The 22,218-nt window shown below is 64.4% G+C and carries 22 protein-coding genes; 17 read left to right on the plus strand and 5 right to left on the minus strand.

All coding sequences use genetic code 11. The features are described from left to right. Nucleotides 1–20 precede the first annotated feature (20 nt). Nucleotides 21–302, plus strand: coding sequence for a DUF3551 domain-containing protein (locus ACVWZ4_RS27475; protein WP_456742274.1), 282 nt, complete (start codon nucleotides 21–23; stop codon nucleotides 300–302). Between the two features lie 76 nt (nucleotides 303–378). On the opposite strand, the gene ACVWZ4_RS27480 is transcribed toward ACVWZ4_RS27475, so the two are convergent. Continuing rightward, nucleotides 379–2,760: a transglycosylase SLT domain-containing protein gene (locus ACVWZ4_RS27480; protein WP_456790511.1), complete on the minus strand. Its 2,382-nt coding sequence runs from the start codon at nucleotides 2,758–2,760 to the stop codon at nucleotides 379–381. A 307-nt stretch (nucleotides 2,761–3,067) separates the two neighbouring features. On the opposite strand from ACVWZ4_RS27480, the gene dapA reads away from it, so the two are divergent. Genes dapA through ACVWZ4_RS27500 form a run of 4 tightly spaced genes read left to right on the plus strand, consistent with a single transcriptional unit; the run spans nucleotide 3,068 to nucleotide 5,543 of the window. Continuing rightward, nucleotides 3,068–3,958, plus strand: a complete 891-nt coding sequence (gene dapA, locus ACVWZ4_RS27485; protein ID WP_092228658.1) for a 4-hydroxy-tetrahydrodipicolinate synthase — start codon at nucleotides 3,068–3,070, stop codon at nucleotides 3,956–3,958. Between the two features lie 52 nt (nucleotides 3,959–4,010). Continuing rightward, a complete protein-coding gene (mscL, locus tag ACVWZ4_RS27490) occupies nucleotides 4,011–4,424 on the plus strand; it encodes a large conductance mechanosensitive channel protein MscL (protein WP_456705305.1) in 414 nt (137 codons plus the stop codon). A gap of 59 nt (nucleotides 4,425–4,483) precedes the next feature. Continuing rightward, nucleotides 4,484–4,957, plus strand: coding sequence for an SsrA-binding protein SmpB (gene smpB / locus ACVWZ4_RS27495; protein WP_254194047.1), 474 nt, complete (start codon nucleotides 4,484–4,486; stop codon nucleotides 4,955–4,957). A 4-nt stretch (nucleotides 4,958–4,961) separates the two neighbouring features. Continuing rightward, nucleotides 4,962–5,543: a peroxiredoxin gene (locus tag ACVWZ4_RS27500; protein WP_456741569.1), complete on the plus strand. Its 582-nt coding sequence runs from the start codon at nucleotides 4,962–4,964 to the stop codon at nucleotides 5,541–5,543. Here ACVWZ4_RS27500 and ACVWZ4_RS27505 read toward each other — a convergent pair. Together ACVWZ4_RS27505 and ACVWZ4_RS27510 are read right to left on the minus strand one after the other, a co-directional pair. Beyond that, a complete protein-coding gene (locus tag ACVWZ4_RS27505) occupies nucleotides 5,540–6,214 on the minus strand; it encodes a uracil-DNA glycosylase (RefSeq protein WP_456741570.1) in 675 nt (224 codons plus the stop codon). The two genes, ACVWZ4_RS27500 and ACVWZ4_RS27505, sit on opposite strands and share 4 nt — an antisense overlap. Next, complete coding sequence (locus tag ACVWZ4_RS27510; RefSeq protein WP_045008001.1) at nucleotides 6,195–6,839, minus strand: LabA-like NYN domain-containing protein; 645 nt, start codon at nucleotides 6,837–6,839, stop codon at nucleotides 6,195–6,197. Before ACVWZ4_RS27510 ends, ACVWZ4_RS27505 begins: the two co-directional genes overlap by 20 nt. 327 nt (nucleotides 6,840–7,166) lie before the next feature. On the opposite strand from ACVWZ4_RS27510, the gene rpoZ reads away from it, so the two are divergent. The 12 genes from rpoZ to ACVWZ4_RS27570 all read left to right on the plus strand — a co-directional run bounded on the left by rpoZ (nucleotide 7,167) and on the right by ACVWZ4_RS27570 (nucleotide 19,871). Then, nucleotides 7,167–7,559 carry a DNA-directed RNA polymerase subunit omega gene (rpoZ, locus tag ACVWZ4_RS27515; protein WP_027522935.1) on the plus strand — a complete coding sequence of 131 codons (393 nt, stop codon included), beginning with the start codon at nucleotides 7,167–7,169 and terminating at the stop codon, nucleotides 7,557–7,559. Between the two features lie 209 nt (nucleotides 7,560–7,768). Then, nucleotides 7,769–10,054, plus strand: coding sequence for a RelA/SpoT family protein (locus ACVWZ4_RS27520; RefSeq protein WP_092228662.1), 2,286 nt, complete (start codon nucleotides 7,769–7,771; stop codon nucleotides 10,052–10,054). A gap of 45 nt (nucleotides 10,055–10,099) precedes the next feature. Continuing rightward, entirely contained in the window at nucleotides 10,100–10,852 is a 753-nt protein-coding gene (locus tag ACVWZ4_RS27525; protein ID WP_456703921.1) for a pyridoxine 5'-phosphate synthase, read from the plus strand. Continuing rightward, complete coding sequence (acpS, locus tag ACVWZ4_RS27530) at nucleotides 10,849–11,268, plus strand: holo-ACP synthase (RefSeq protein WP_456703920.1); 420 nt, start codon at nucleotides 10,849–10,851, stop codon at nucleotides 11,266–11,268. The genes ACVWZ4_RS27525 and acpS overlap by 4 nt, the downstream gene beginning before the upstream one ends. Nucleotides 11,269–11,516: 248 nt before the next feature. Beyond that, the gene (gene lepB / locus ACVWZ4_RS27535) at nucleotides 11,517–12,281 is read left to right on the plus strand and encodes a signal peptidase I (protein WP_456735356.1); all 765 of its coding nucleotides are present in this window, start codon (nucleotides 11,517–11,519) and stop codon (nucleotides 12,279–12,281) included. After that, the gene (gene rnc, locus ACVWZ4_RS27540) at nucleotides 12,278–13,162 is read left to right on the plus strand and encodes a ribonuclease III (RefSeq protein WP_456735355.1); all 885 of its coding nucleotides are present in this window, start codon (nucleotides 12,278–12,280) and stop codon (nucleotides 13,160–13,162) included. The genes lepB and rnc overlap by 4 nt, the downstream gene beginning before the upstream one ends. Then, a complete protein-coding gene (era, locus tag ACVWZ4_RS27545) occupies nucleotides 13,152–14,078 on the plus strand; it encodes a GTPase Era (RefSeq protein ID WP_456741571.1) in 927 nt (308 codons plus the stop codon). Before rnc ends, era begins: the two co-directional genes overlap by 11 nt. A gap of 21 nt (nucleotides 14,079–14,099) precedes the next feature. Then, a complete protein-coding gene (locus tag ACVWZ4_RS27550) occupies nucleotides 14,100–14,480 on the plus strand; it encodes a hypothetical protein (RefSeq protein ID WP_456703916.1) in 381 nt (126 codons plus the stop codon). Nucleotides 14,481–14,513: 33 nt separating this feature from the next. Beyond that, nucleotides 14,514–15,266, plus strand: a complete 753-nt coding sequence (gene recO, locus ACVWZ4_RS27555; RefSeq protein WP_456741572.1) for a DNA repair protein RecO — start codon at nucleotides 14,514–14,516, stop codon at nucleotides 15,264–15,266. Between the two features lie 98 nt (nucleotides 15,267–15,364). Then, nucleotides 15,365–15,643 (plus strand): hypothetical protein, encoded by a 279-nt coding sequence (locus ACVWZ4_RS27560; RefSeq protein WP_456741573.1) that lies wholly within the window; start codon nucleotides 15,365–15,367, stop codon nucleotides 15,641–15,643. A 60-nt stretch (nucleotides 15,644–15,703) separates the two neighbouring features. Beyond that, on the plus strand, nucleotides 15,704–17,962 hold the full coding sequence (gene parC, locus ACVWZ4_RS27565) for a DNA topoisomerase IV subunit A (protein WP_456703913.1): 2,259 nt from the start codon (nucleotides 15,704–15,706) through the stop codon (nucleotides 17,960–17,962). Between the two features lie 364 nt (nucleotides 17,963–18,326). Then, on the plus strand, nucleotides 18,327–19,871 hold the full coding sequence (locus ACVWZ4_RS27570; RefSeq protein WP_456741574.1) for a GMC family oxidoreductase: 1,545 nt from the start codon (nucleotides 18,327–18,329) through the stop codon (nucleotides 19,869–19,871). 29 nt (nucleotides 19,872–19,900) lie between these two features. Here the strand turns inward: ACVWZ4_RS27570 and ACVWZ4_RS27575 are convergent, their stop codons facing one another. Further along, a complete protein-coding gene (locus ACVWZ4_RS27575) occupies nucleotides 19,901–21,115 on the minus strand; it encodes a YeeE/YedE family protein (protein WP_456741575.1) in 1,215 nt (404 codons plus the stop codon). Nucleotides 21,116–21,252: 137 nt separating this feature from the next. After that, the gene (locus ACVWZ4_RS27580; RefSeq protein WP_456703910.1) at nucleotides 21,253–22,071 is read right to left on the minus strand and encodes a chromate resistance protein ChrB domain-containing protein; all 819 of its coding nucleotides are present in this window, start codon (nucleotides 22,069–22,071) and stop codon (nucleotides 21,253–21,255) included. Between the last annotated feature and the right edge of the window lie 147 nt (nucleotides 22,072–22,218).

Genomic DNA, 22,218 nt, shown 5'->3' on the forward strand with positions numbered 1-22,218 from the left:
TATTTCGGAGGCGGGCGACGATGGACGCGATTCGTGCAAGCCTCGTCGCTGGCGCCACAATCCTCGCTATCGGGCCAGCATCGGCCCAACGGTACGATCCCAACTACCCTGTATGCCTGCAAAGATGGGAGTGGGGCGGCAGCAGCACGATCTACTGCAGCTATGCTTCTTGGGAAGCGTGTAAAGAGGCTGCGCTCGGCTTGCCCGCAATGTGCATGGTCAACCCATATTGGTCCCAGCCGGGTTCAGCCGGCCCCGTCCGCGCACCTCGTGGCCGGGCCGCTCCGGGCAGGACGTGGTGAAAATCGGGACCGGCGTTGCGGCTTTCGCGTAAGCTGATACGCCCTCGGACGGGAGCGACGCTGTCGTGGAGCGCCGCTATTCCACGCTGCCGGCGCCACGGTGCAAATCGGCCTCGATCTGCAACCGCGTGCCGCCGCCGAAGCGGGCGCGGTAGACCTGGAGATTCTCCATGATCCGCTGCACGTAGTTGCGGGTTTCAGAGAAGGGAATCAGCTCGACCCAGTCGACCGCGTCGACCTTGGCGTCACGCGGATCACCGTAGCGGTCGATCCACTTCTTCACGCTGCCGCGCCCGGCGTTATAGGCGGCAAACGTCATGATGTAAGAGCCGCGATAGTCCTCAAGCAGGCCGCCGAGTTCGGCCGCACCGAGCGTGGCATTGTACGAGGAATCGTTCTTCAGCCGCGACAGGTCGTAAGTCGCGCCGTGCCGCTTGCAGACATAGCGCGCCGCGTCCGGCGTCACCTGCATCAAACCGTAGGCCTGGGCAGGTGAGACCACGGCGGGGTTGAACGCGCTCTCCTGCCGCGCGATCGCGTAGACGATGCTGCGTTCGACCTCGGGGCCGATCTGTGAAAACTGCGGAATGCCGTTGACGGGGTAGGCATAGAAATCGAACGGCAGGCCGCGATTGAGTGCGGCTTTCCCGACCAGCAGCATGCCGCGCGCGTCGCCATAGCGCTGGGCCAGCTCGCCGAGGCCGGCCAAAGCCTCGGGATCGCCGTTCTCGCCCATGTCGGCGAGCAGCGGCACTGTCAGCTCGCGTTCATCGAGTTCGTAGAGCAATTGCGCGGCCCGCACGATCTCGAGCCGCCCGGCGCCGCGGCTGCGGGGCTGGCTGTTGAGCTCGATCTGCGGCAGGCCGAGCTTGGCGCGTGCCAGCTGGCCGTAATAGCTGGTCGATTGCTCGGCGGCGCGGGCATAGGCGTTGCGCGCTTCCTGCTGACGTCCGGCGGCCTCCGCCGCGCGCCCCTGCCAGTAACCGGCACGCGCCAGCGTGGTCGGATTGACGCTGCCGACGCCGATGCGGGCAAAGTGCTGGCTGGCCGCTGCGGGATCGTTGAGGAAGCGAAGTGCGATCCAGCCCGCCGTGAATTCCTGCTCGGTCTTGTAGATATCGCGCGAGGGCAGGGCCCCGTCGCGCGCAATCAGGTAGGCGCTGCGGAAGTCCTCGGAGTCGATCATCTTGCGAGCCAGGAGCCGCCGCTCGATCCACCATTCATCGAGATTGTAGAGCCGGTTCGGATCCTTCGGCGCCGACAGCATCAGTTGAGCCGCTTCGGCAAACTTCTCCTCCCGGCGCAGCAGCTGGATTTTGCTGAAGATGAAGCCGGGATCGCTGTGCAGCTCGCGCGGCACCTCTTCGAGCAGCGCGCGCGTGTTCGGCGCCTTCTTGAAGGAGGCGATACGGGCCTTGGCGAGGGCGACATAGCCGGCGCCAAGCCGTTTTGCCGCGCGCAGCGCCGCCTCGTGCTCACTTCCGTAGAGCAGCGTGTCCATCCGCGCCTTCTGGTCGCCCGGCGTCAGCAGGGCGCCGAACTGATCGAGCGCGTTGTTCTCGGTCTCCTCCGACATCGGATCGCTGCGCCAGGCCTCGCGCACCAGCCGTTCGGCATTGGCTCGGTCACCGCGCGCCAGCATGGCCTTGGCAAGCACGAAGCGGCCTTTGGCCGAAACGGGGGATTCGTTCTCAAACCACGACCAGCCGACGGAATCGTCGCGCTTGTCATCCCACATCGCGGCTTCGAGCCGACGGCGCAGGAAGGTCTGCGACGGCCAGCTCGGATTGGCGGAGAGGAAGGCGCGGTAGCGCTCAACGCTGGCACCATTGTCCTCGCTGCGCAGGATGATCCATTCCGCTAGCTTTCGCGCGACCGGATCGGAAATCGAATCTGCGTAACTGCTGGCTTCGCCCGGCTTGCGCTTGCGCACCAGCTCGATGACGTTCTCCAGCGTCTCCTTGTCGGCTTGCGACGTCGATGAGGTCGCAGCGACCGCGGCTGGCGTAACCGGCTTGCGGGGCGCGGCGTGTTGGCGGGTCGCAGGCGCCAGCACGGGCGTCGCGACAGGTCTGGCGGAGGCTGGGCCCGGCGCGGAAGGTCTGACGGTGGCTGTCACCGCCGGCGCGTTCGCGGCCGGTCGTGATTTTGGCGCCGCAGCGGTGGGGGCGGGTTTCGGCTTGTCCTTCGCGTCCTTGCTGGCAGGCTTCTTCGCGGCAGCGGAAGCTGCTGGCGTGCTTGCGCCCTTGGCTGTCTCTTTGGCCGATCCCTTGGTCGTATCCTTCGCGGCCTGCTTGGCGGCCGGTTTCGCGGTTCCTTTGGCCGCCGGCTTCGCGGGTTGCTTAGCCGGTTGCTTGGCCGGTTGCTTGGCCGGTTCCTTGGCCGGTTGCTTCGCGGCGTCCTCGATCGCCTGACTGGACTTCGCCAGGGCGACGCACCCGATCGACAGGCCGGCCATCAGGCACATGGCCAGACCGGCAGCTCGCCATGCAGCACGAGGAAAGGAGGTCACGGCGGTTCGTCGCCCCGAATCAGTCAATTGGCTCAAGCCCCATCTGTACATCTGGGCTGTACAAGATCTGGCTGCATTTGATTGAATATGCGGACAAAATACCAACAGCCGCTTACCGTCGCCCGGTTTGTACCACCACCGCGGCAAAATCGCGGCTTAAACGGTGCGTCACGCGGATGCGGCCTTTTACCGGCGGGGGAGACCCGATATGAAAGAGGCTTGCTCTAAATCTCGCCGCGTACGGAGGAAGTCCATGGCAGCCAAGACGAAATTCCGGGGGTCGTTCACTGCCTTGGTCACGCCGTTCAAAAATGGCTCGCTGGACGAGGCTGCGTTCCGCTCCCTGGTCAACTGGCAGATCTCCGAAGGCACCAACGGCCTGGTCCCGGTCGGCACCACCGGCGAGAGCCCGACGCTCTCCCACGATGAGCACAAGAAGGTCGTCGAATGGTGCATCGAGGAGGCCAAGGGCCGCGTGCCCGTCATCGCCGGCGCCGGCTCCAATTCGACCAAGGAAGCGGTTGAGCTTGCCCAGCATGCCGAAAAGGCGGGCGCCAATGCCGTCCTCGTGGTGACGCCCTACTACAACAAGCCGACCCAGGAAGGCATGTACCAGCACTTCAAGGCGATCAACGATGCGATCGGGATTCCGATCATCATCTACAACATCCCGCCGCGCTCGGTGATCGACATGTCGGTCGACACCATGAAGCGGCTATGGGAGCTGAAGAACATTGCCGGCGTCAAGGACGCCACCGCCAGCATGGTGCGCGTATCGCAGCAGCGCGCGGCGCTCGGCGAGGACTTCAACCAGCTCTCCGGCGAGGATGCCACCATCATCGGCTACATGGCGCATGGTGGCCATGGCTGCATCTCGGTGACCTCGAACGTTGCGCCGCGCCTGTGCGCCGAGTTCCATGCCGCCTGGGCCAAGGGTGACGCCAAGGCTGCGCTCGCGATCCACGACAAGCTGATGCCGCTGCATAACAACCTCTTCATCGAGAGCAATCCGGCGCCCGTCAAGTACGCGATGTCGCTGCTCGGCAAGTTCGACGAGACGCTCCGGTTGCCGATGGTTCCGGTCTCCGAGCCGACCCGCGCTGCGGTGCGCAGCGCCATGGTGCACGCCGGCCTGATCAACTGATTCCAGCCAACCGGGGGAGTCGTTCATGAGCGTCGACGAGAAGGGCAGGAAGATGCTCACGGAGTTCCGTGAGTTTGCGATGAAAGGCAACGTCGTCGACCTCGCAGTCGGCGTGATCATCGGCGCGGCCTTCGGCGCGATCGTCACCTCGCTGGTCGGTGACATCATCATGCCGGTCATCGGCGCCGCGACCGGCGGCCTCGACTTTTCGAACTACTACGTCCCCTTGTCGAAGGCGGTCACCGCCACCAACTTAGCGGATGCGAAAAAGCAAGGCGCCGTGCTCGCTTACGGCAACTTCCTGACGCTGACGATCAACTTCATCATCATCGCCTTCGTGCTTTTCCTGGTCATTCGCGCCATGAATACGTTGAAGCGCAAGGAAGAGACCAAGCCCGCCGAGCCGCCGAAGCCGTCGGAGGAGGTCGTTCTGCTCACCGAGATCCGCGATCTCCTCAAGAAGTGACGCGCGCGCTTCATCCAATTCGTTAGCGTCGCGGCGTATCTTTCTCAGGTTTGTTGTCCATGGCTGATAAGAACGAACGTCCTATCAAGGTCATGGCGGAAAATCGCAAGGCCCGCTTCAACTACGCGATCGAGGATACGGTCGAGGCGGGCATTGCGCTGACCGGCACCGAGGTGAAGTCGATCCGCAACGGCAAGAGCACGATTGCGGAGTCCTATGCGGATTCGAAGGATGGCGAGATCTGGCTGATCAACGCCACCATTCCCGAATATCTCCAGGGCAACCGCTTCAACCACGAGCCCAAGCGCCCGCGAAAGCTGCTGCTGCACCGCCGCCAGATCAACAAGCTGATGGGCGCGGTCGACCGCGAGGGCATGACGCTGATCCCGCTCAAGCTCTATTTCAACGAGCGGGGGCGGGCCAAGCTGCAGCTCGCGGTTGCAAAGGGCAAGAAGCTGCACGACAAGCGCGAGAGCGAGAAGAAGCGCGACTGGAGCCGGGAGAAGGGCCGTCTGATGCGGGCGAGGGGATAGCGAGATGAACCAGAAGAACCTGCTCGAGGTGGACTGGAGCCAGATTCCAACCCCCACCGACGATGGCGGTGCGGCGCATCTGAAGGGGTTGATGGTGCCCGCGATCAGCCTGCTCGCAACCGATGACACCTCGGTCGATCTGTCGGTGCTCCCGGGTCGTACCGTGGTGTTCGCTTATCCCCGCACCGGCGAGCCCGGCAAGATCTCTCTGGTCGACGATTGGGACATGATCCCGGGTGCGCGCGGTTGCACGCCGCAGACCTGCGCGTTTCGCGACCTGTTCGCCGAGCTGAAGGCCGCCGGTGCGTCGCAGGTGTTTGGTCTCTCGACCCAGAGCAACGAATACCAGACCGAGATGGCGTCGCGGCTGCATCTGCCGTTCCCGGTGCTCTCGGACGAGAAGCTGGCCTTCACGCGCGCGCTCAATCTGCCGACCATGGAGGTTGCGGGCCTGACACTGATCAAGCGCCTCGCCCTGATCGTGGACGACGCAAAGATCACTCACGTGTTCTATCCGGTGTTCCCGCCCGACCGGAACGCCGGCGACGTGCTGGATTGGCTGAAAGCCAATCCCGCCAAAGCCTAGTCGAGGTCGGCCTTCACCCTAGCGAACACGCTGCGGAACATGTCCGGCGTCAGCACGCCCGTGTTGGTGTTGTAGCGGGAGCAGTGATAGCTGTCGTAGAGCTTGAACGGGCCCGCCTGGTGCACCGCGCCGTGGCCGAAGGGAGCCTGCGAGGCCTTCAGCTTCAGCGGCTTGAGCACGCTGTCGTGCGCAATCCGCCCGAGCGCGATGATCGCGCGCAGCTTCGGCATCGTGTCGAGATTGGCGACGAGAAACTGCCGGCAGGTGTTGATCTCCACCGGCAGCGGCTTGTTCTGCGGCGGAACGCAATGCACGGCATTGGCGATCCGGCAGTCGACCAGTTTGAGGCCGTCGTCGGGCCGGGCCTGATAGTTGCCCTTGGCGAAGCCGTATTCGAGCAGCGTGGCGTAGAGCAGGTCGCCGGCATAATCGCCAGTGAACGGCCGGCCCGTGCGGTTGGCGCCCTGCATCCCCGGCGCGAGGCCGACGATCAGCAGGCGCGCCCTGATCTCGCCGAAAGGTGGGACCGGGGCATTGTGCCACAACGGCTCGCGCGCGCGGTTCGCCTCGCGAAAGGCGACCAGGCGCGGGCAGAGCGGACAATCACGGTCGGGGACGAGGCTAGGGGCCTGGAGGCTTGACCGGGCCGCCTCACTCCTCGAAGTCGTCATCGCCCCTCGGCGCCATCGTGGTCGCGCGCTGGAGGAACTGGGGGGCGTGATGGCGCGCCTCGCGCTCGCCGCGGTCGCGCGGGGCGGGACGCTCGGACGGATCGCGGCCAAGCTTGGACTGCAACTCCACGAGGTCGGTAAAGACGTCGGCCTGGCGGCGCAGCTCGTCGGCGATCATGGGCGGCTGGCTGGCGATGGTGGAGATCACCGTGACCCGCACGCCGCGGCGCTGCACGGCCTCGACCAGGGAGCGGAAGTCGCCGTCGCCCGAGAACAGCACCATCTGATCAATGTGCTCGGCGAGCTCCATCGCGTCGACGGCGAGCTCGATGTCCATGTTGCCCTTGACCTTGCGGCGGCCGGACGCGTCGATGAACTCCTTGGTCGCCTTGGTGACGACGGTGTAGCCGTTGTAGTCGAGCCAGTCGATCAGGGGACGGATCGAGGAATATTCCTGATCCTCGATGATGGCTGTGTAGTAGAACGCCCGCAGCAGCGTTCCGCGGCTCTGAAATTCCTTCAGAAGGCGCTTGTAATCGATGTCGAAGCCGAGAGTCTTCGCTGTCGCGTACAGATTGGCCCCGTCGATGAAGAGCGCGATCTTGTCGGTAGAGGAAGGTGACATTCAGTTTGCTCGCGTAGTGTTCGTGATCATGTCGTTATTGTTGGCGCAGCGGCAGCAAGCCGCGCAGTTCAAAGCCCTGCCGAAACCCGTCGAAGCCGCAAATCCGGAGAAGTCAGGGCAATCAAGGTATAGTTATGGCGGACTCTTGTACACCGGCGCCGCCCTCGACAGCGGCCCGGGAAGCCACCAGTCCTAGCCCTAATGTGGGGGTAGCAGAGCCGTTTGGCGAGGCCAAATCACAATTTGGCCTTGCGAAACCTGCCCGGCCCCTATAACTAGCGCCAATCATCCACATATTTCGTCCCACCCACAACGGAGCGACAGTCTATGGCTCGCGTCACCGTAGAAGATTGTATCGACAAGGTCGACAACCGCTTTGACCTGGTCCTGCTGGCCGCCCACCGCGCCCGCATGATTTCGTCCGGTTCACAGCTAACGGTTGACCGCGATAACGACAAGAACCCTGTTGTATCGTTGCGTGAAATTGCCGACCAGACCATCTCGCCGGAGGATCTCCGGGAGGAACTGGTGCACTCCCTCCAGAAGTTCGTCGAGGTCGACGAGCCCGAGCCGGATACGGTTCCGCTGATCGGCTCCGCCGGCGCCAGCGTCGATGCGGACGATACCGAAGTTGCCGTGGAGCGCATGACCGAAGAGGAGCTCCTGAAGGGCCTCGAGGGCCTCGCGCCGCCGGAAGAGCAGCCCGAGGAGGACGAGTAATCGTCTTACTCGCGATCGTCGACTTCTTGTGATCTTATCAAAGGCCCGAACCCCGTTCGGGCCTTTGCTTTTGTTGACGTTTTCGTGGTTACCATAACGTTGCCGGTTCGCGCCGCGCGCCTGTCACCGAATTGATCGGCCGTGCCTGCGATCGCAGCTTAGGATGTATGCAACGGGCTGTTTCGTGGTCCGTTTGAAGGTAGGACGGCATGGTGTATCGACGCCGCAGATCCACGCAGATGCAGGCCGCGACCGAATCGGTTGCCGTGGCCCCGACTGCGCCGGTGGCACGGCCAGCGAAGCCGCGCGCGCGGATGATGCGTCAGTACGACCTCGTCGAGCGCGTCCGGTCCTACAATCCGAACACCAACGAAGACCTGCTGAACCGCGCCTATGTCTACGCCATGAAGGCGCACGGTTCGCAGACCCGCGCCTCCGGCGATCCGTATTTCTCGCACCCGCTGGAAGTGGCGGCGATTCTCACCGACCTGAAGCTCGACGATGCGACGATCGTCGCCGCGCTGCTGCACGACACCATCGAGGACACCGAGGCGACGCGTGCCGAGATCGACCAGCTCTTTGGTCCCGAGATCGGCGCGCTGGTGGAAGGCCTGACCAAGTTGAAACGGTTAGAGCTGGTGTCGCGCGAAGCCAAGCAGGCCGAGAACCTGCGCAAATTGCTGCTGGCGATTGCCGACGACGTCCGCGTGCTCCTGGTCAAGCTCGCCGACCGCCTGCACAACATGCGCACGCTCGATTTCGTGCCCACCGAATCGCGGCGGCGCATCGCCGAGGAGACGCTCGACATCTATGCGCCGCTGGCCGGTCGCATGGGCATGCAGGAAATGCGCGAGGAGCTGGAGGATTTGTCCTTCCGCACCCTTGATCCGGACGCCTATTCGGTGGTGATGCAGCGGCTCGATGCGCTCGCCGAGCGCAACCGCAACCTGATCGGCGAGATCGAGGACCAGCTCTCCAACAATCTGCGCCACCGGGGTCTCGGCGCACGGGTCTATGGCCGCCGCAAGAAGCCGTTCTCCATCTGGACCAAGATGGAGCGCAAGTCGGTGGGCTTCGAGCAATTGTCCGACATTTTCGGCTTCCGCGTCGTCGTCAACGACATCGAGGCCTGCTATCGCGCGCTCGGCATCGTCCACACCACCTGGCCGGTCGTGCCCGGACGCTTCAAGGATTATATTTCGACGCCGAAGCAGAACGATTATCGATCGATCCACACCACGGTGATCGGTCCCGGCAACCAGCGCGTCGAGCTCCAGATCCGCACCGAGGCGATGGACCAGATCGCCGAACGCGGCATCGCAGCGCACGTCTTCTACAAGGAAGGTGTGGGCTCCCCGACCGAATTCCTCAAGCGCGAATCGAACGCATTCGCCTGGCTGCGCCACACTATCGGCATTCTCTCGGAGAGCGCCAACCCCGAGGAATTCCTCGAGCACACCAAGCTCGAGCTGTTCCACGACCAGGTGTTCTGCTTCACCCCGAAGGGCAAGCTCATCGCGCTGCCGCGCCATGCCAATGTGATCGACTTCGCCTATGCCGTGCATACCGACGTCGGCAACAGCGCGGTGGGCTGCAAGATCAACGGCCAGTTCGCCCCGCTGTCCTCGGAGCTTCAGAATGGAGACGAGGTCGAGGTGCTGACCTCGGAAGCGCAGTCGGCGCCGCCCTCGGCCTGGGAAACGCTGGCGGTCACCGGCAAGGCGCGCGCCGCAATCCGGCGCGCAACGCGCACCGCGGTGCGCGATCAATATGCCGGCCTTGGCCGACGTATCGTCGAGCGCCTGTTCGAGCGCGCCAAGATCGAATACGCCGACGACAAGCTCAAGGGCGCGCTTCCGCGGCTTGCGCGCACATCGATCGAGGACGTCATGGCGGCCGTCGGCCGCGGCGAGATCAAGGCCTCCCACGTCGCGCGCGCGATGTATCCCGACTACAAGGAGGAGCGCGTCGCGCGTTATGGCATCAAGAAGGGGTTCGCCGCCAAGCTCAAGGAGAAGGTGCTCGAGCGGTCGCGTAGCCCGGTTGCGATCCCGATCGGCGGCAACAACTCCGATCTGCCGGTGAAGTTCGCGCCGAACGGCGGCGCCGTGCCAGGCGACCGCATCGTCGGCATCGTCACGCCGGGTGAGGGGATTACGATCTATCCGATCCAGTCGCCGGCCTTGAAGGATTTCGAGGAGGAGCCGGAGCGTTGGCTCGACGTCCGCTGGGATATCGAGGACTCCGCGCCGCAGCGTTTCCCGGCGCGCATCAAGGTCGAGAACGTCAACGAGCCCGGCGCGCTGGCGCAGATCGCGACCGTGATCGCCGAGCATGACGGCAACATCGACAACATCAGCATGCAGCGCCGCTCACCCGACTTCACGGAGACGACGATTGATCTCGAAGTCTACGATCTCAAGCATCTGAGCGCGATCCTGGCGCAGCTTCGCGCAAAAGCGGTCGTCGCCAAGGTCGAACGTGTTAATGGATAGGCGCCCGTTGCGTTTGCCTGTTTCTCCGATCTCGTGAGTCCTGAAATGCCTGCATCCCCGCTCCGCCTCGGCGTCAATATCGACCATGTCGCGACCGTCCGTAATGCACGCGGCGGCGGCCACCCCGATCCTGTCCGTGCTGCGCTGCTTGCGATCGAGGCCGGCGCCGACGGCATCACCGCGCATTTGCGCGAGGACCGCCGGCACATTCGTGACGAGGACATGGCGCGGCTGAAGGCCGAGATTTCCAAGCCGCTGAATTTCGAGATGGCGGCGACGGATGACATGATGCGCATCTCGCTCGCGACCAAACCGCATGCGGTGTGCCTGGTGCCTGAACGGCGCCAGGAGGTGACGACCGAGGGCGGGCTCGACGTGGTCGGTCAGCACAATGCGCTCGCGCCCTATATCGCGCGGCTCACCGATGCCGGCATCCGCGTCTCGCTGTTCATCGCGGCGGACCCCGCGCAGATCGCGATGGCGGCGCAGTTGCGCGCGCCCGTCATCGAGATCCATACCGGCGCCTGGTGTGACGCCGTGGTCGACGGCCGTGCCGACAAGGCCGAAGCCGAGTGGCAGCGGATCGTGGCGGGCGCGAAGGCCGCGAAGGATGCGGGATTGGAGGTCCACGCCGGTCACGGGCTCGACTACGCGACGGCGGAGAAGATCGCCTCGCTGCCCGAGATCAAGGAGCTCAACATCGGCTACTACATGATCGGCGAAGCCCTGTTCGTCGGGCTTGCCGAGACGGTGCGCAAAATGCGCGCAGCGATGGATCGCGGCCGGAGCCGGGCATGATCATCGGCATCGGCTCCGACCTCATCGATATCACGCGGGTGGCCAAGGTGATCGAGCGTCATGGCGAGCGTTTCCTCGACCGCATCTTCACGGCGGCCGAGCGGGCCAAGGCGGAGCGGCGGGCCAAGAACGAGAAGATGGTGGTGGCGACCTATGCCAAGCGCTTTGCCGCCAAGGAGGCCTGCTCCAAGGCGCTCGGCACCGGCATCCGGCAGGGCGTCTGGTGGCGCGACATGGGGGTGGTCAATCTGCCGGGGGGACGACCTTCCATGCGGCTGACCGGGGGGGCGCTGGCCAGGCTCCAGGCCCTGACGCCTGATGGCTTCGAGGCTCAGATCGATCTGTCGATCACCGATGATTGGCCGTTGGCACAGGCCTTCGTGATCATTTCCGCCGTCCCGCTGGCCAAGTCCTGAGGGGTTGTCGGTCGATTTATAATTCGTGTTGAATTTCAATGTGTTATTTGTTTTTGATGCGATCCTTGATTGCGTGGCCCGCGACAACCGTCTAAAAGTCCGCCAATGCAAATCACGCTGGGCGAATTCGGCTTTACGCCAGAATTGGCCCTCATTATCAGAATCAGGACAATCTCCCTGGGCCGCGAACCGGTGGGCGTTCGCGGGAGGGGGGCGTTCTGTGATCGCCGGCCGGAATCGAGAGAGCAATGAGCGTGACGTCAGGAACGAAAACTGAGAGCGGCGTCGGCGAAACGATCCGGGTCGTGATCCATGCGCTCCTGATCGCGCTGGTGATCCGCACCTTCCTGTTCCAGCCGTTCAACATCCCGTCCGGGTCGATGAAGGCGACGCTGCTGGTCGGCGACTATCTGTTCGTGTCGAAATATTCCTACGGCTACAGCCACTACTCGATCCCGTTCTCGCCGCCGCTGTTCTCGGGACGAATCTGGGGCTCGGATCCGAAGCGCGGTGACATCGTCGTGTTCCGCCTGCCGAAGGACGACACCACGGACTACATCAAGCGCGTGATCGGCCTTCCCGGCGACCGCATCCAGATGAAGGACGGTCTGCTCTACATCAACGACACCCCGGTCGAACGCCAGCGCATGAGCGAATTCGTCGGCGAGGATCCGTGCGGCTCCGAAGGCGGCGGCATCTCGCGCGTGAAGCGCTGGAAGGAAACACTGCCGAACGGCGTCTCCTACGAGACGCTCGACTGCGCCGACAACGGCTACATGGACAACACCAACGTCTACACCGTGCCATCAGGCCATTTCTTCATGATGGGCGACAACCGCGACAATTCCACCGACAGCCGCTTCCTCGGTCAGGTCGGCTACGTGCCGGCGGAAAACCTGATCGGCCGCGCGCAGATGATCTTCTTCTCCATCGGCGAGGGCGAGCAGGCCTGGATGTTCTGGCGCTGGCCATGGTCGGTGCGCTGGAACCGGTTCTTCAAAATCGTCCGATGAAAGACGAAGCCAAGGACATCGCGACCCCATCGATCGACGCGCAAGCCGCTCCCGAGGGCGAAGCTGCAACCAAGACGCTTGCGAGCAGGGCTTCCGAAACCAGGGCTCCCGGAGTCAAAGCTGCAGAAACGAAGGCTCCTGCGAAGAAAAAGCGGACACGCAGCAGCAAGGCGAAAGCGGCGGCCGACGCCAACGCGGCACTCGAGGCGCGCATCGGCCACAGCTTCGCTGACCCGAACCTGCTGATGCAGGCGATCACGCACGTCTCGGCGCTGAAGTCGGGTCGCAAGCGCGGCGACAGCTATCAGCGGCTGGAATTCCTCGGCGACCACGTGCTCGGGCTCGTCGTCTCCGACATGCTCTACCATGCCTTCCCGAACGCCGATGAGGGCGAGTTGTCCAAGCGGCTTGCCGAGCTCGTGCGCAAGGAAAGCTGCGCCGACGTCGCCAAGTCGCTTGGTCTGCTCGACGACATCAAGCTCGGCTCGGTCGGCTCCAGCGCTGATGCCCGCCTGCGCAGATCCATTCTGGGCGACATCTGCGAAGCCGTGATCGGTGCGATCTTCCTCGACGGCGGTCATGCTGCGGCGGACGAGTTCGTCAAGCGCAACTGGACCGAGCGCATGCACAAGCCGCGGCGGCCCTTACGCGATCCCAAGACCGTGCTCCAGGAATGGGCGCAGGGGAAGGGATTGCCGACGCCCGTCTATCGCGAGGTCGAGCGCACCGGCCCGCATCACGATCCGCAATTCCGTGTCGCGGTGGAACTGCCGGGGCTCGCGCCGGCCGAAGGGATTGGCGGCAGCAAGCGGGCGGCGGAGAAGGTGGCGGCATCAGTGATGATTGAACGTGAAGGTGTTGGCGGCGGCAATGACGGCTGAAACAAGTGGCGAGGTGCCCCCTGCCACACGCTGCGGATTTGTCGCGCTGATCGGCGCGCCGAATGTCGGCAAGTCCACGCTGGTCAATGCGCTGGTCGGGGCCAAGGTCACGATCGTCTCGCGCAAGGTGCAGACCACGCGCGCGCTGATCCGCGGCATCGTGATCGAGAACAACGCCCAGATCATTCTGGTCGACACCCCCGGCATCTTCCTGCCCAAGCGCCGGCTCGACCGCGCAATGGTCTCGACCGCCTGGAGCGGGGCGCATGACGCCGATCTCGTCTGCGTGTTGCTGGACGCCAAGACCGGGATTGACGAAGAGGCCGAGGCGATCCTGACCAAGGCCGCGAGCGTCAATCACGACAAGATCCTGGTCATCAACAAGGTCGATCTGGTCCAGCGCGAGAAGCTGCTGGCGCTGGCACAGGCCGCCAACGAGCGTATGAAGTTCGCGCGAACCTTCATGATCGCCGCGATTTCGGGCGACGGTGTCGACGATATCCGCACGACGCTCGCCGAGATGGTGCCGGCGGGGCCATACCTCTATCCCGAGGACCAGATGTCGGATGCGCCGATGCGGCAGCTGGCGGCCGAAATCACGCGCGAAAAGATCTATCAGAAGCTGCACCAGGAATTGCCCTACCAGTCCACGGTCGAGACCGACAAGTGGGAGGAGCGCAAGGACAAGTCGGTGCGCATCGAGCAGACGATTTTCGTGGAGCGGGAAAGTCAGCGCAAGATCGTGCTCGGCAAGGGCGGCGCCACCATCAAGTCGATCGGTGCGGACTCGCGGAAGGAGCTGATGCAGATCCTGGACGTGCCGGTGCATCTGTTCCTGTTCGTGAAGGTGCGCGAGAACTGGGGCGACGATCCCGATCGCTACCGCGAGATGGGCCTGGAATTTCCCAGGGAATAGCCAAGAAAAGATCAGTCGCCAATGATGGTGCCCCGCAACGTCCAGCGTTTCGAAGCGCTGCTCTATGCCTCGCTGATGCTGGATGCGCTCTCGGTGGCGGTGCAGGACCGCACGCCCAGCGTCGAGATGACCGAGCAGATGATCATGACGGCGACGCTGCTCGCCGGCGGGATGATCCTGCTGCTGGTCTATTTCGTCTGGCTGGCCGCGCATTGGCGCAAGAATTGGCCGCGCTGGGTGCTGGCGGCAGCACTTGTGCTGTCCGTGATCTCGCTCGCGCAGATCCTGGGCGAGCGGGGCCTCGAGCTCGACAGCGCCATCGAGGTCGTCTCCTGTGTGCTGACGACGTTCGGGCTGTATTTCTCCTTCACCGGCGATGCACAGGGTTGGTTCAACGCGTGACGTCGCAGGGCGGAATCCGCTACAATCCGCCCCATGGAATGGACCGACGAAGGCATCGTGCTGGGCGTGCGGCGGCATGGCGAGAGCAGCGCCATTGTCGAGCTCTTGACGCGCCAGCATGGCCGGCATCTCGGTCTGGTGCGCGGCGGTGCCAGCTCGCGGCTGCGGCCCCTGCTGCAGCCGGGCAATAGCGTCAGCGCAGTGTGGCGGGCGCGGCTCGACGAGCATCTCGGCACCTACGCGATCGAGGGATTGAAGCTGCGCGCAGCGACGCTGCTGGGATCGTCCCACGGCGTTTATGGCATCACCCATCTGGCTTCGATTGCGCGGCTGCTTCCCGAGCGCGATCCGCACCAGGACATCTTTGCGCTGCTGGAGCATTCGCTCGACGATTTCGACGATATTGGCAGCGCGGCCGTTCACCTGATCCATTTCGAGCTGGCCATGCTCTCCGAGCTCGGCTTCGGGCTCGCACTGGAGAATTGCGCAGTCACCGGGGAGACCACCGATTTGATCTATGTCTCGCCAAAATCCGGCGGCGCGGTGTCGCGCGGCGCGGGCGAGCCGTGGCGCGACCGGCTGCTGCGGCTACCTCCGTTCCTGCGCCACGGCGAGGTGCACAACGAGCTCACCGACGAGGATCTCCAGGATGGGTTTCGCCTGACCGGCCTGTTTCTGCTACGCCATGTGCTGGAGCCGCGCGGGCAGGCCCATTCCGATGCGCGCGCCGGGTTCATTAACGCCTTGACGCGGCAGCAGGCCAAGGCAGCGTTTCCCGTGCCATGAGCTCTTCTGCTGCACCGCTCAAAAATGTCGGGTTCCCAAGGGAACGAAATGGCCCTGACTGCGTTTGCCGGGCTGGTTCCACAATGGGGACAGCCCAAATGTTGATCAGGGGTTTCGCGCTGACAGCGGCGCTGCTTGCTTTTGCGCCTGATGCAATGGCCGGAGAGCCGCAATCCGGCGTGTTTCGCCGGGCATCCTGCGCCGTTGTCCGGTACTATGTGGCGAAATATTCGGCTGCTGCGGCAGAGACATGGGCGAGGTCCAAGGGCGCCACGGAGGCCGAAATCGAGGCGGCCCGCCATTGCCTGACCAACACGCCGGTGACGGCGCAAGCCAAGGTCCAGCCGACCGTGGCCGCCGGTTGGGCCGGGCAGTAGAAGCTCACAAGGAACCAATCGATCCTTGCCCGATTCGCTTCCACGGTTTAACCGGGCGGCATGGGAAAACGAATCGTTCCGCCGGAAGAACCGGCCGAAATTCACGAGGTGCCGCTGCGTGACGCGCTGGAAGAGCGCTATCTCGCTTATGCGCTCTCCACCATCATGCACCGCGCACTGCCCGACGCGCGCGACGGCCTCAAGCCGGTCCACCGGCGCATCCTCTATGGCATGCGCCTGCTCAGGCTTGACCCAGGCACGGCTTTCAAAAAATCCGCCAAGATCGTCGGCGACGTGATGGGCTCGTTCCATCCGCATGGCGACCAGGCGATCTACGACGCCATGGTGCGCCTCGCACAGGATTTTTCCTCGCGCTATCCGCTGGTCGACGGCCAGGGCAATTTCGGCAATATCGACGGCGATAATCCCGCCGCCTACCGCTACACCGAAGCGCGCATGACCGACGTCGCGCGGCTTCTGCTCGAGGGCATCGACGAGGACGGCGTCGAGTTTCGCGCCAATTACGACGGCCAGTCGAAAGAGCCGGTCGTGCTGCCCGGCGGCTTCCCGAACCTGCTCGCCAACGGCGCGCAAGGCATCGCGGTCGGCATGGCCACCTCGATTCCGCCGCACAACGCCGCCGAACTCTGCGACGCCGCGCTGCATCTGATCGAGAAACCCGACGCCAAGTCCAAGGCGCTGATGAAATGGGTCAAGGGCCCGGACTTCCCCACCGGCGGCATCTGCGTCGATTCCAAGCAGGCCATTGCTGAGGCCTACACGACCGGCCGCGGCTCGTTCCGCGTTCGCGCGAGGTGGCAGCAGGAGGAGGGTGCCCGTGGCACCTGGGTGGTCGTGGTCACCGAGATCCCTTTCCTGGTGCAGAAGTCGCGGCTGATCGAGAAGATCGCTGAGCTGCTCGACCAGAAGAAGCTGCCGTTGGTCGGCGACATCAGGGACGAGTCGGCCGAAGACGTCCGCATCGTGATCGAGCCGAAGTCGAAGAACGTCGATCCAGCGCTGATGATGGAATCGCTGTTCCGGCTGACCGAGCTCGAGAACAAGATTCCGCTTAACCTCAACGTGCTGATCAAGGGCCGCATCCCCAAGGTCGTCGGGCTGGCGGAATGCCTGCGCGAATGGCTCGACCATTTGCGCGACGTGCTCCTGCGCCGCTCCAACTTCCGCAAAGGCCAGATCGAGCATCGCCTCGAGGTCCTTGGCGGCCATCTGGTCGCCTATCTGAACCTCGACAAGGTGATCAAGATCATCCGCACCGAGGACGAGCCGAAGCCGGCCCTTATCAAGGCGTTCAAGCTGACCGAGATCCAGGCGGAAGCCATCCTCAACATGCGCTTGCGCAATCTGCGCAGGCTCGAGGAAATGGAGATCCGCAACGAGGACAGGGATCTCCGCAAGGAGCTGAAAGGCATCGAAGGCCTGCTCGCGTCCGAAGCCGAGCAGTGGAAGAAGGTCGGCGAGCAGGTCGGCAAGGTCCGCGACATGTTCGGACCGAAGACGCCGCTCGGCAAGCGCCGCACCACCTTTGCCGATGCGCCCGAGCACGATCTCGCCGCTATGGAGGAAGCCCTCGTCGAACGCGAGCCGGTGACGGTCGTCGTCTCCGACAAGGGCTGGATCCGCACCATGAAGGGCCATGTCGAGGACCTCTCGGGCCTCGCCTTCAAGCAGGACGACAAGCTCGGCATCGCGTTCTTCGCGGAGACCACCTCGAAGCTGCTGCTGTTCGCGACCAACGGCAAGTTCTACTCGCTCGATGTCGCCAAGCTGCCCGGTGGCCGCGGCCACGGCGAGCCGATCCGCTTGTTCATCGACCTCGAGCAGGAGGCGGCTCCCGTTGCGCTGTTCGTCAACAAGGGCGGCCGCAAATTCCTCGTTGCGAGCCATGAGGGCCAGGGCTTCGTCGTCAACGAGGACGACTGCGTCGGCACCACCAAGAAGGGCAAGCAGGTTCTGAACGTCGACATGCCGAACGAGGCGCGCGCCGTCACCGAGGTGATCGGCGACACCGTCGCGGTCATCGGCGAGAACCGCAAAATGCTGATCTTCCCGCTCGACCAGGTGCCGGAGATGGCGCGTGGCCGCGGCGTTCGCCTGCAGAAGTACAAGGACGGCGGACTGTCCGACATCGCTGTCTTCGACGCCAAGGCAGGCCTGACCTGGAAGGACTCGGCGGGGCGCGAATTCTCCGCGACCATGAAGGAGCTTGCAGAGTGGCAGGGCACCCGTGCCGACGCCGGCCGGCTGCCGCCAAAGGGCTTCCCGAAGTCGAACAAGTTCGGCAAGGTGATCGGGTAGTCGTTCTGTGCCGCTGCCATAACACAGGTGTCATGCCTCGGCTCGACGGGGGCATCCAGTACGCCGCGGCTTCTCCATTCGATCATGCCGTCTCTGAAACGCTGGATCGCCCGGTCGAGCCGGGCGATGGCAGTGAGAGTGTGCTGCACATCTGTCGCCACATGGTCATTGCGAGGCAGCGAAGCAATCCAGAATCTTTCCGCGCCCACAGTCTGGATTGCTTCGCTGCGGGTCGGCCTTCGGCCGGTGCTAACTCGCCAATGACGAGCTGCGGCGGTGCCGCTCGCCGATTCACGTTCCACGGCTCCGCTCGGTCTGATACCGTCCGCCCTGCCGGTGTTCCGGATTGTTGAGAACTCACGCGATGTACGATGTCATTGTTGTCGGCGGCGGCTCTGCCGGTGCCGCGGTTGCGGCACGGCTGTCCGAGGATCCTGCACGGCGCATCCTGCTGCTTGAAGCCGGGCTCGACTGGCGCGCCGATGAAGCGCCCTGGGAAGTCAGGACGCCGAACCCGATCCCGATCATCCATCAGCGCGAGTACCAGGAGAAATGGCAGTGGCCTGATCTCTTGACGCGCCGCGTCGCAGGGCAGGAGCCACGCTTCTACTGGCGCGGCAAGGGACTTGGCGGCTCGTCGATGATGAACGGCCAGATCGCGATCCGCGGCGTCGCCGATGCCTTCGACGAATGGGCGGCCCATGGCTGCACCGGCTGGTCGGCTCGGGAGGTGATGCCGCTGTTCTCGGTGATCGAGGATGATCTGGAATTCGGCGACGTCGCAGGTCACGGACGCGGTGGACCTTTGCCGGTCTATCGCGCGCCGCCGGAAAAATGGGGCCCGATCGATCGCGCCCTGCGGGATGCGGCACTCGCGAGCGGCTATGCCTGGTGCGCCGACCTCAACGGACCCGACGGTGAGGGCGTCGCCTGCTATCCCATCAACAGCCGCGACAGCCGCCGCATCACCACGAACGAGGGCTACCTCGAGCCCGCGCGCGGCCGCGCCAATCTGGAGATCCGGGGCCGGACGCTGGTCGACCGCGTGCTGATCAGCGAGGGAAGGGCGACCGGCGTCCGCGTTCACAGCGAGGGGCAGGGCACTCACGAGATCAGCGCACGCCAGATCGTACTCTGCGCCGGCGCGATCCACAGTCCGGCGATTCTGCTGCGCTCGGGCATTGGGCCTGCGGATGAGCTGCAGGCGATGGGGATTGCGGTCGAGCGGGATTTGCCGGTCGGCCGCCATTTCTTCGACCACCCGCTGTTTCGCGCCACGATCCAGCTCCACGAAAATCTGCGGCCGACCGATCCGGACACGCGCCACACCAATTGCTGCGTGACCTATTCTTCCGGCCTCGCCAATGGCGGCAAGCGCGACATGATCCTGATCGCGTTCAATCATCGCGGCATCGGCATGCCCGGGGCGATCGGCGCCGGCCTGTTCAACGCCTATTCGCGTGGCACGCTCACGCTGGCTTCGACCGATCCGTCGATCGATCCCATCGTCGAGGAGAACATGCTCGCCGATCCCCGCGACATGCTGCGGATGATGGATGCGGTGAAGCGGCTCGCGGTGATTGCCTCGCAGCCGGCGCTTGCGGGCATCGCGGACTGGATCAGACTTACCGACACCAACCTCACATTGCCGCAGGCAGCTGACCTGCCGGATCACGAGCTCGATGCGCTGCTTCGGCGCGAAACGGGCGATATCCAGCATGCCGCCGGCAGCTGCCGCATGAGCGGCCTCAACGATCCCGACGGCGTGGTCAATCCTGACGGCACGGTGAAGGGCATCTCGGGCCTGCGCGTCGCCGACGCTTCGATCATGCCCTCCGATTGCCGCGCCAACACCCACTTCACGACCGTGGTGATCGGGGAAGCGATTGCGCGGATGATGATGCGATAGAACTCGCTCCGACGCAGCGATGATGAAATCTATGTTTCGACGGCCAGGCCGAACAGCGGTCGAAGGTATGTTCCCAGAATGTTGCCGACGAAGGCCGCGACGAGCCAGCACCAGCCGTGCAGACTGCCCGAAGCGATCCCGCTGAAATAGGCGCCGATGTTGCAGCCATAGGCGAGGCGCGCGCCATAGCCGAGCAGCAGGCCGCCGATAACGGCAGCGACCAGCGATTGTGCGGAAATGCGCAAGGTCGGATTGAACTTGCCGGCGAGACCCGCCGCCAGCAAGGCTCCCAGGATGATGCCGAAATCCATGACCGAGGTGACGTCAGCGAAAATGCTTTGATGGAGCGAGGCCGCGCGGGCACCTTGCCAATAGGACCATGATGCGACGTCGACGCCCAGGGCCATCAGGATTTTCGATCCCCAGAGCGCGAAAGCGGAGGTGATGCCCCACGGCCGCCCCGCCAGATAGAGCGTGGCGAAATTGCCGATCGCGAGCAGGATCGCGCCCGCGAGAAGCGGCCAAGGCCCCTGCATGAACCGTCGCGCGCTGCGCAGCTTGGTCCGCGCTCCGGGCTCGAGTTCGCCGTGCCGCCGGATTTCGGCCCTGATCGTCGCGACGTAAATGGCGGCCATCACCAGCCAGCAGAGCAGGAGTGCCGGAACCCATCCGAGCCGTTCAATCAACGAAACTGCCCCGATATTCGGCAGTGCGCTCCACCACGGCAGATGCAATGCGCCGAGTGTCGATCCCGCGATGAAGGCCGCGAGCGTCACCAGCATCCGGGTATTGCCGCCGCCGGCGGTGTATAGCGTTCCCGAGGCGCAGCCGCCGCCGAGCTGCATGCCAAGTCCGAACAGGAAGGCTCCGGTCAACATACCAATTCCGACGGCGCCGAGTTCGCCGTGAACGGCTTGGCCGAACAGCCTGCCTTGCGCCAATACCGGAAAAAACAGCGTCGTCGCCAGCGCCAGCATGACCATTTGCGCGCGCAGCCCGGCGCCTCTGCGCGCGACGATGAACACACGCCAGGCCGAGGTGAATCCAAACAGCGCATGATAGAGCGTCAGCCCCAGGGCGCCACCAAGCAGGAGCAACAATCCCTGCCGCCAGGACACCGCGGCCGACAAGGCCGCGGCTCCGGCCACGAGAATCACCGCTGCGATGGCAACGATCGTGAAATTGGCGCTGTGCCGATCATTGTCAGGCGCAAGCAGTCGCGCATCGATGGACAGATCAGTCATGCTCTCATCCCGCAGAAGCCGGTCCCGGTGTCGTCAGGGCAACCGGGGCAAACAAGCGCCGTTCCAATCGTCGCGCCGTTCGACGAGCAAGAAGCCATTGGGAACCCCGGCTCCTGCTGGGGCGCTGCGGATATCCATCACGCCTTTGCCTTGTTGGTCGGCCAGTTGTGGGTCTCGCCCGTGGCATCGCGGCACCAGCGGTAGAAGGCATCGTAGAGCAGCATGCCGGCCTCGAGCTGTTCGAGGTCGTCATCGTACATCCGCGACAGCCCAAGCGAAGACGCGAGCAGGCCGGCCGCCTCCGGGGCGAGATCAGGCCGCGCGGTGTCGGCGCCGCGGACCAGCGTTGCGAGCCGGAGCAGCGCCGGCGTGGCGATGCCGAACTCCTCGATCATGACGTCGAAGGTGCAGAGCTCGCCGCGGTGGCTCCAGAACACGTTCTCGATATCGAAGGGAGCGGCGCGGAAACGCTCGCCGACGGCGACCACCTCGGAGGGCGCGACAAACAGGAACACCGCAGCGGGATCGACGAAGCGGCGGATCAGCCAGGGGCACGCGATGCGGTCGACCTTCGGCCGCGCCCGCGTCACCCAAACCGTGCGCCCCTTGGCATCCCGCGGCGGCAGCTTGCTCGCGTCGACCAGGGGCAGCTTGGCCGCCTTCCAGGCTTCGAAGCCGCCTTCCAGTGTTTCGGCCTCGGCGCCGAGCTGGCGGAGCCAGGCCGCGGTGCCCTGCGCGAGTTTCTCGCCACGGAAGCACGCGATGACGGCGCGGCGACCGGCGAAGTCGCCGCCCCATTCCGCCACGGTCTCGTGGCTGAGCTTGATGGAGCCCGGGATGAGCCGCCGGTCGACGGCAAAATCCTCCGCTGTTCGGACGTCGATCAGGGCAGGAGCATTGGCTGTGCCGATCAGGCGCGCCAGTTTGTCGGATGATATGGTTGTGAACGTAGGCATGATGCGTCCTCGCATAGACGTAACGGGACGCGATACTTGGGCATGTCGCCTCGTGGGGAGATCGCTCAAATCCCCATGGCGCCGATTACAGCGAAACGAGACCGGCCTGTCAATCGCCTGATACGTCGGCATCGCAGGTGAGAGAGA

The organism is Bradyrhizobium sp. USDA 4472 (assembly GCF_054058595.1).

Coding starts and splice junctions, on each gene's coding strand:
- ACVWZ4_RS27475 (WP_456742274.1), top strand. CDS start 21: ATGGACGCGATTCGTGCAAGCCTCGTCGCTGGCGCCACAATCCTCGCT.
- ACVWZ4_RS27480 (WP_456790511.1), bottom strand. CDS start 2,760: ATGGCCGGCCTGTCGATCGGGTGCGTCGCCCTGGCGAAGTCCAGTCAG.
- dapA (WP_092228658.1), top strand. CDS start 3,068: ATGGCAGCCAAGACGAAATTCCGGGGGTCGTTCACTGCCTTGGTCACG.
- mscL (WP_456705305.1), top strand. CDS start 4,011: ATGCTCACGGAGTTCCGTGAGTTTGCGATGAAAGGCAACGTCGTCGAC.
- smpB (WP_254194047.1), top strand. CDS start 4,484: ATGGCTGATAAGAACGAACGTCCTATCAAGGTCATGGCGGAAAATCGC.
- ACVWZ4_RS27500 (WP_456741569.1), top strand. CDS start 4,962: ATGAACCAGAAGAACCTGCTCGAGGTGGACTGGAGCCAGATTCCAACC.
- ACVWZ4_RS27505 (WP_456741570.1), bottom strand. CDS start 6,214: ATGACGACTTCGAGGAGTGAGGCGGCCCGGTCAAGCCTCCAGGCCCCT.
- ACVWZ4_RS27510 (WP_045008001.1), bottom strand. CDS start 6,839: ATGTCACCTTCCTCTACCGACAAGATCGCGCTCTTCATCGACGGGGCC.
- rpoZ (WP_027522935.1), top strand. CDS start 7,167: ATGGCTCGCGTCACCGTAGAAGATTGTATCGACAAGGTCGACAACCGC.
- ACVWZ4_RS27520 (WP_092228662.1), top strand. CDS start 7,769: ATGGTGTATCGACGCCGCAGATCCACGCAGATGCAGGCCGCGACCGAA.
- ACVWZ4_RS27525 (WP_456703921.1), top strand. CDS start 10,100: ATGCCTGCATCCCCGCTCCGCCTCGGCGTCAATATCGACCATGTCGCG.
- acpS (WP_456703920.1), top strand. CDS start 10,849: ATGATCATCGGCATCGGCTCCGACCTCATCGATATCACGCGGGTGGCC.
- lepB (WP_456735356.1), top strand. CDS start 11,517: ATGAGCGTGACGTCAGGAACGAAAACTGAGAGCGGCGTCGGCGAAACG.
- rnc (WP_456735355.1), top strand. CDS start 12,278: ATGAAAGACGAAGCCAAGGACATCGCGACCCCATCGATCGACGCGCAA.
- era (WP_456741571.1), top strand. CDS start 13,152: ATGACGGCTGAAACAAGTGGCGAGGTGCCCCCTGCCACACGCTGCGGA.
- ACVWZ4_RS27550 (WP_456703916.1), top strand. CDS start 14,100: ATGATGGTGCCCCGCAACGTCCAGCGTTTCGAAGCGCTGCTCTATGCC.
- recO (WP_456741572.1), top strand. CDS start 14,514: ATGGAATGGACCGACGAAGGCATCGTGCTGGGCGTGCGGCGGCATGGC.
- ACVWZ4_RS27560 (WP_456741573.1), top strand. CDS start 15,365: ATGTTGATCAGGGGTTTCGCGCTGACAGCGGCGCTGCTTGCTTTTGCG.
- parC (WP_456703913.1), top strand. CDS start 15,704: ATGGGAAAACGAATCGTTCCGCCGGAAGAACCGGCCGAAATTCACGAG.
- ACVWZ4_RS27570 (WP_456741574.1), top strand. CDS start 18,327: ATGTACGATGTCATTGTTGTCGGCGGCGGCTCTGCCGGTGCCGCGGTT.
- ACVWZ4_RS27575 (WP_456741575.1), bottom strand. CDS start 21,115: ATGACTGATCTGTCCATCGATGCGCGACTGCTTGCGCCTGACAATGAT.
- ACVWZ4_RS27580 (WP_456703910.1), bottom strand. CDS start 22,071: ATGCCTACGTTCACAACCATATCATCCGACAAACTGGCGCGCCTGATC.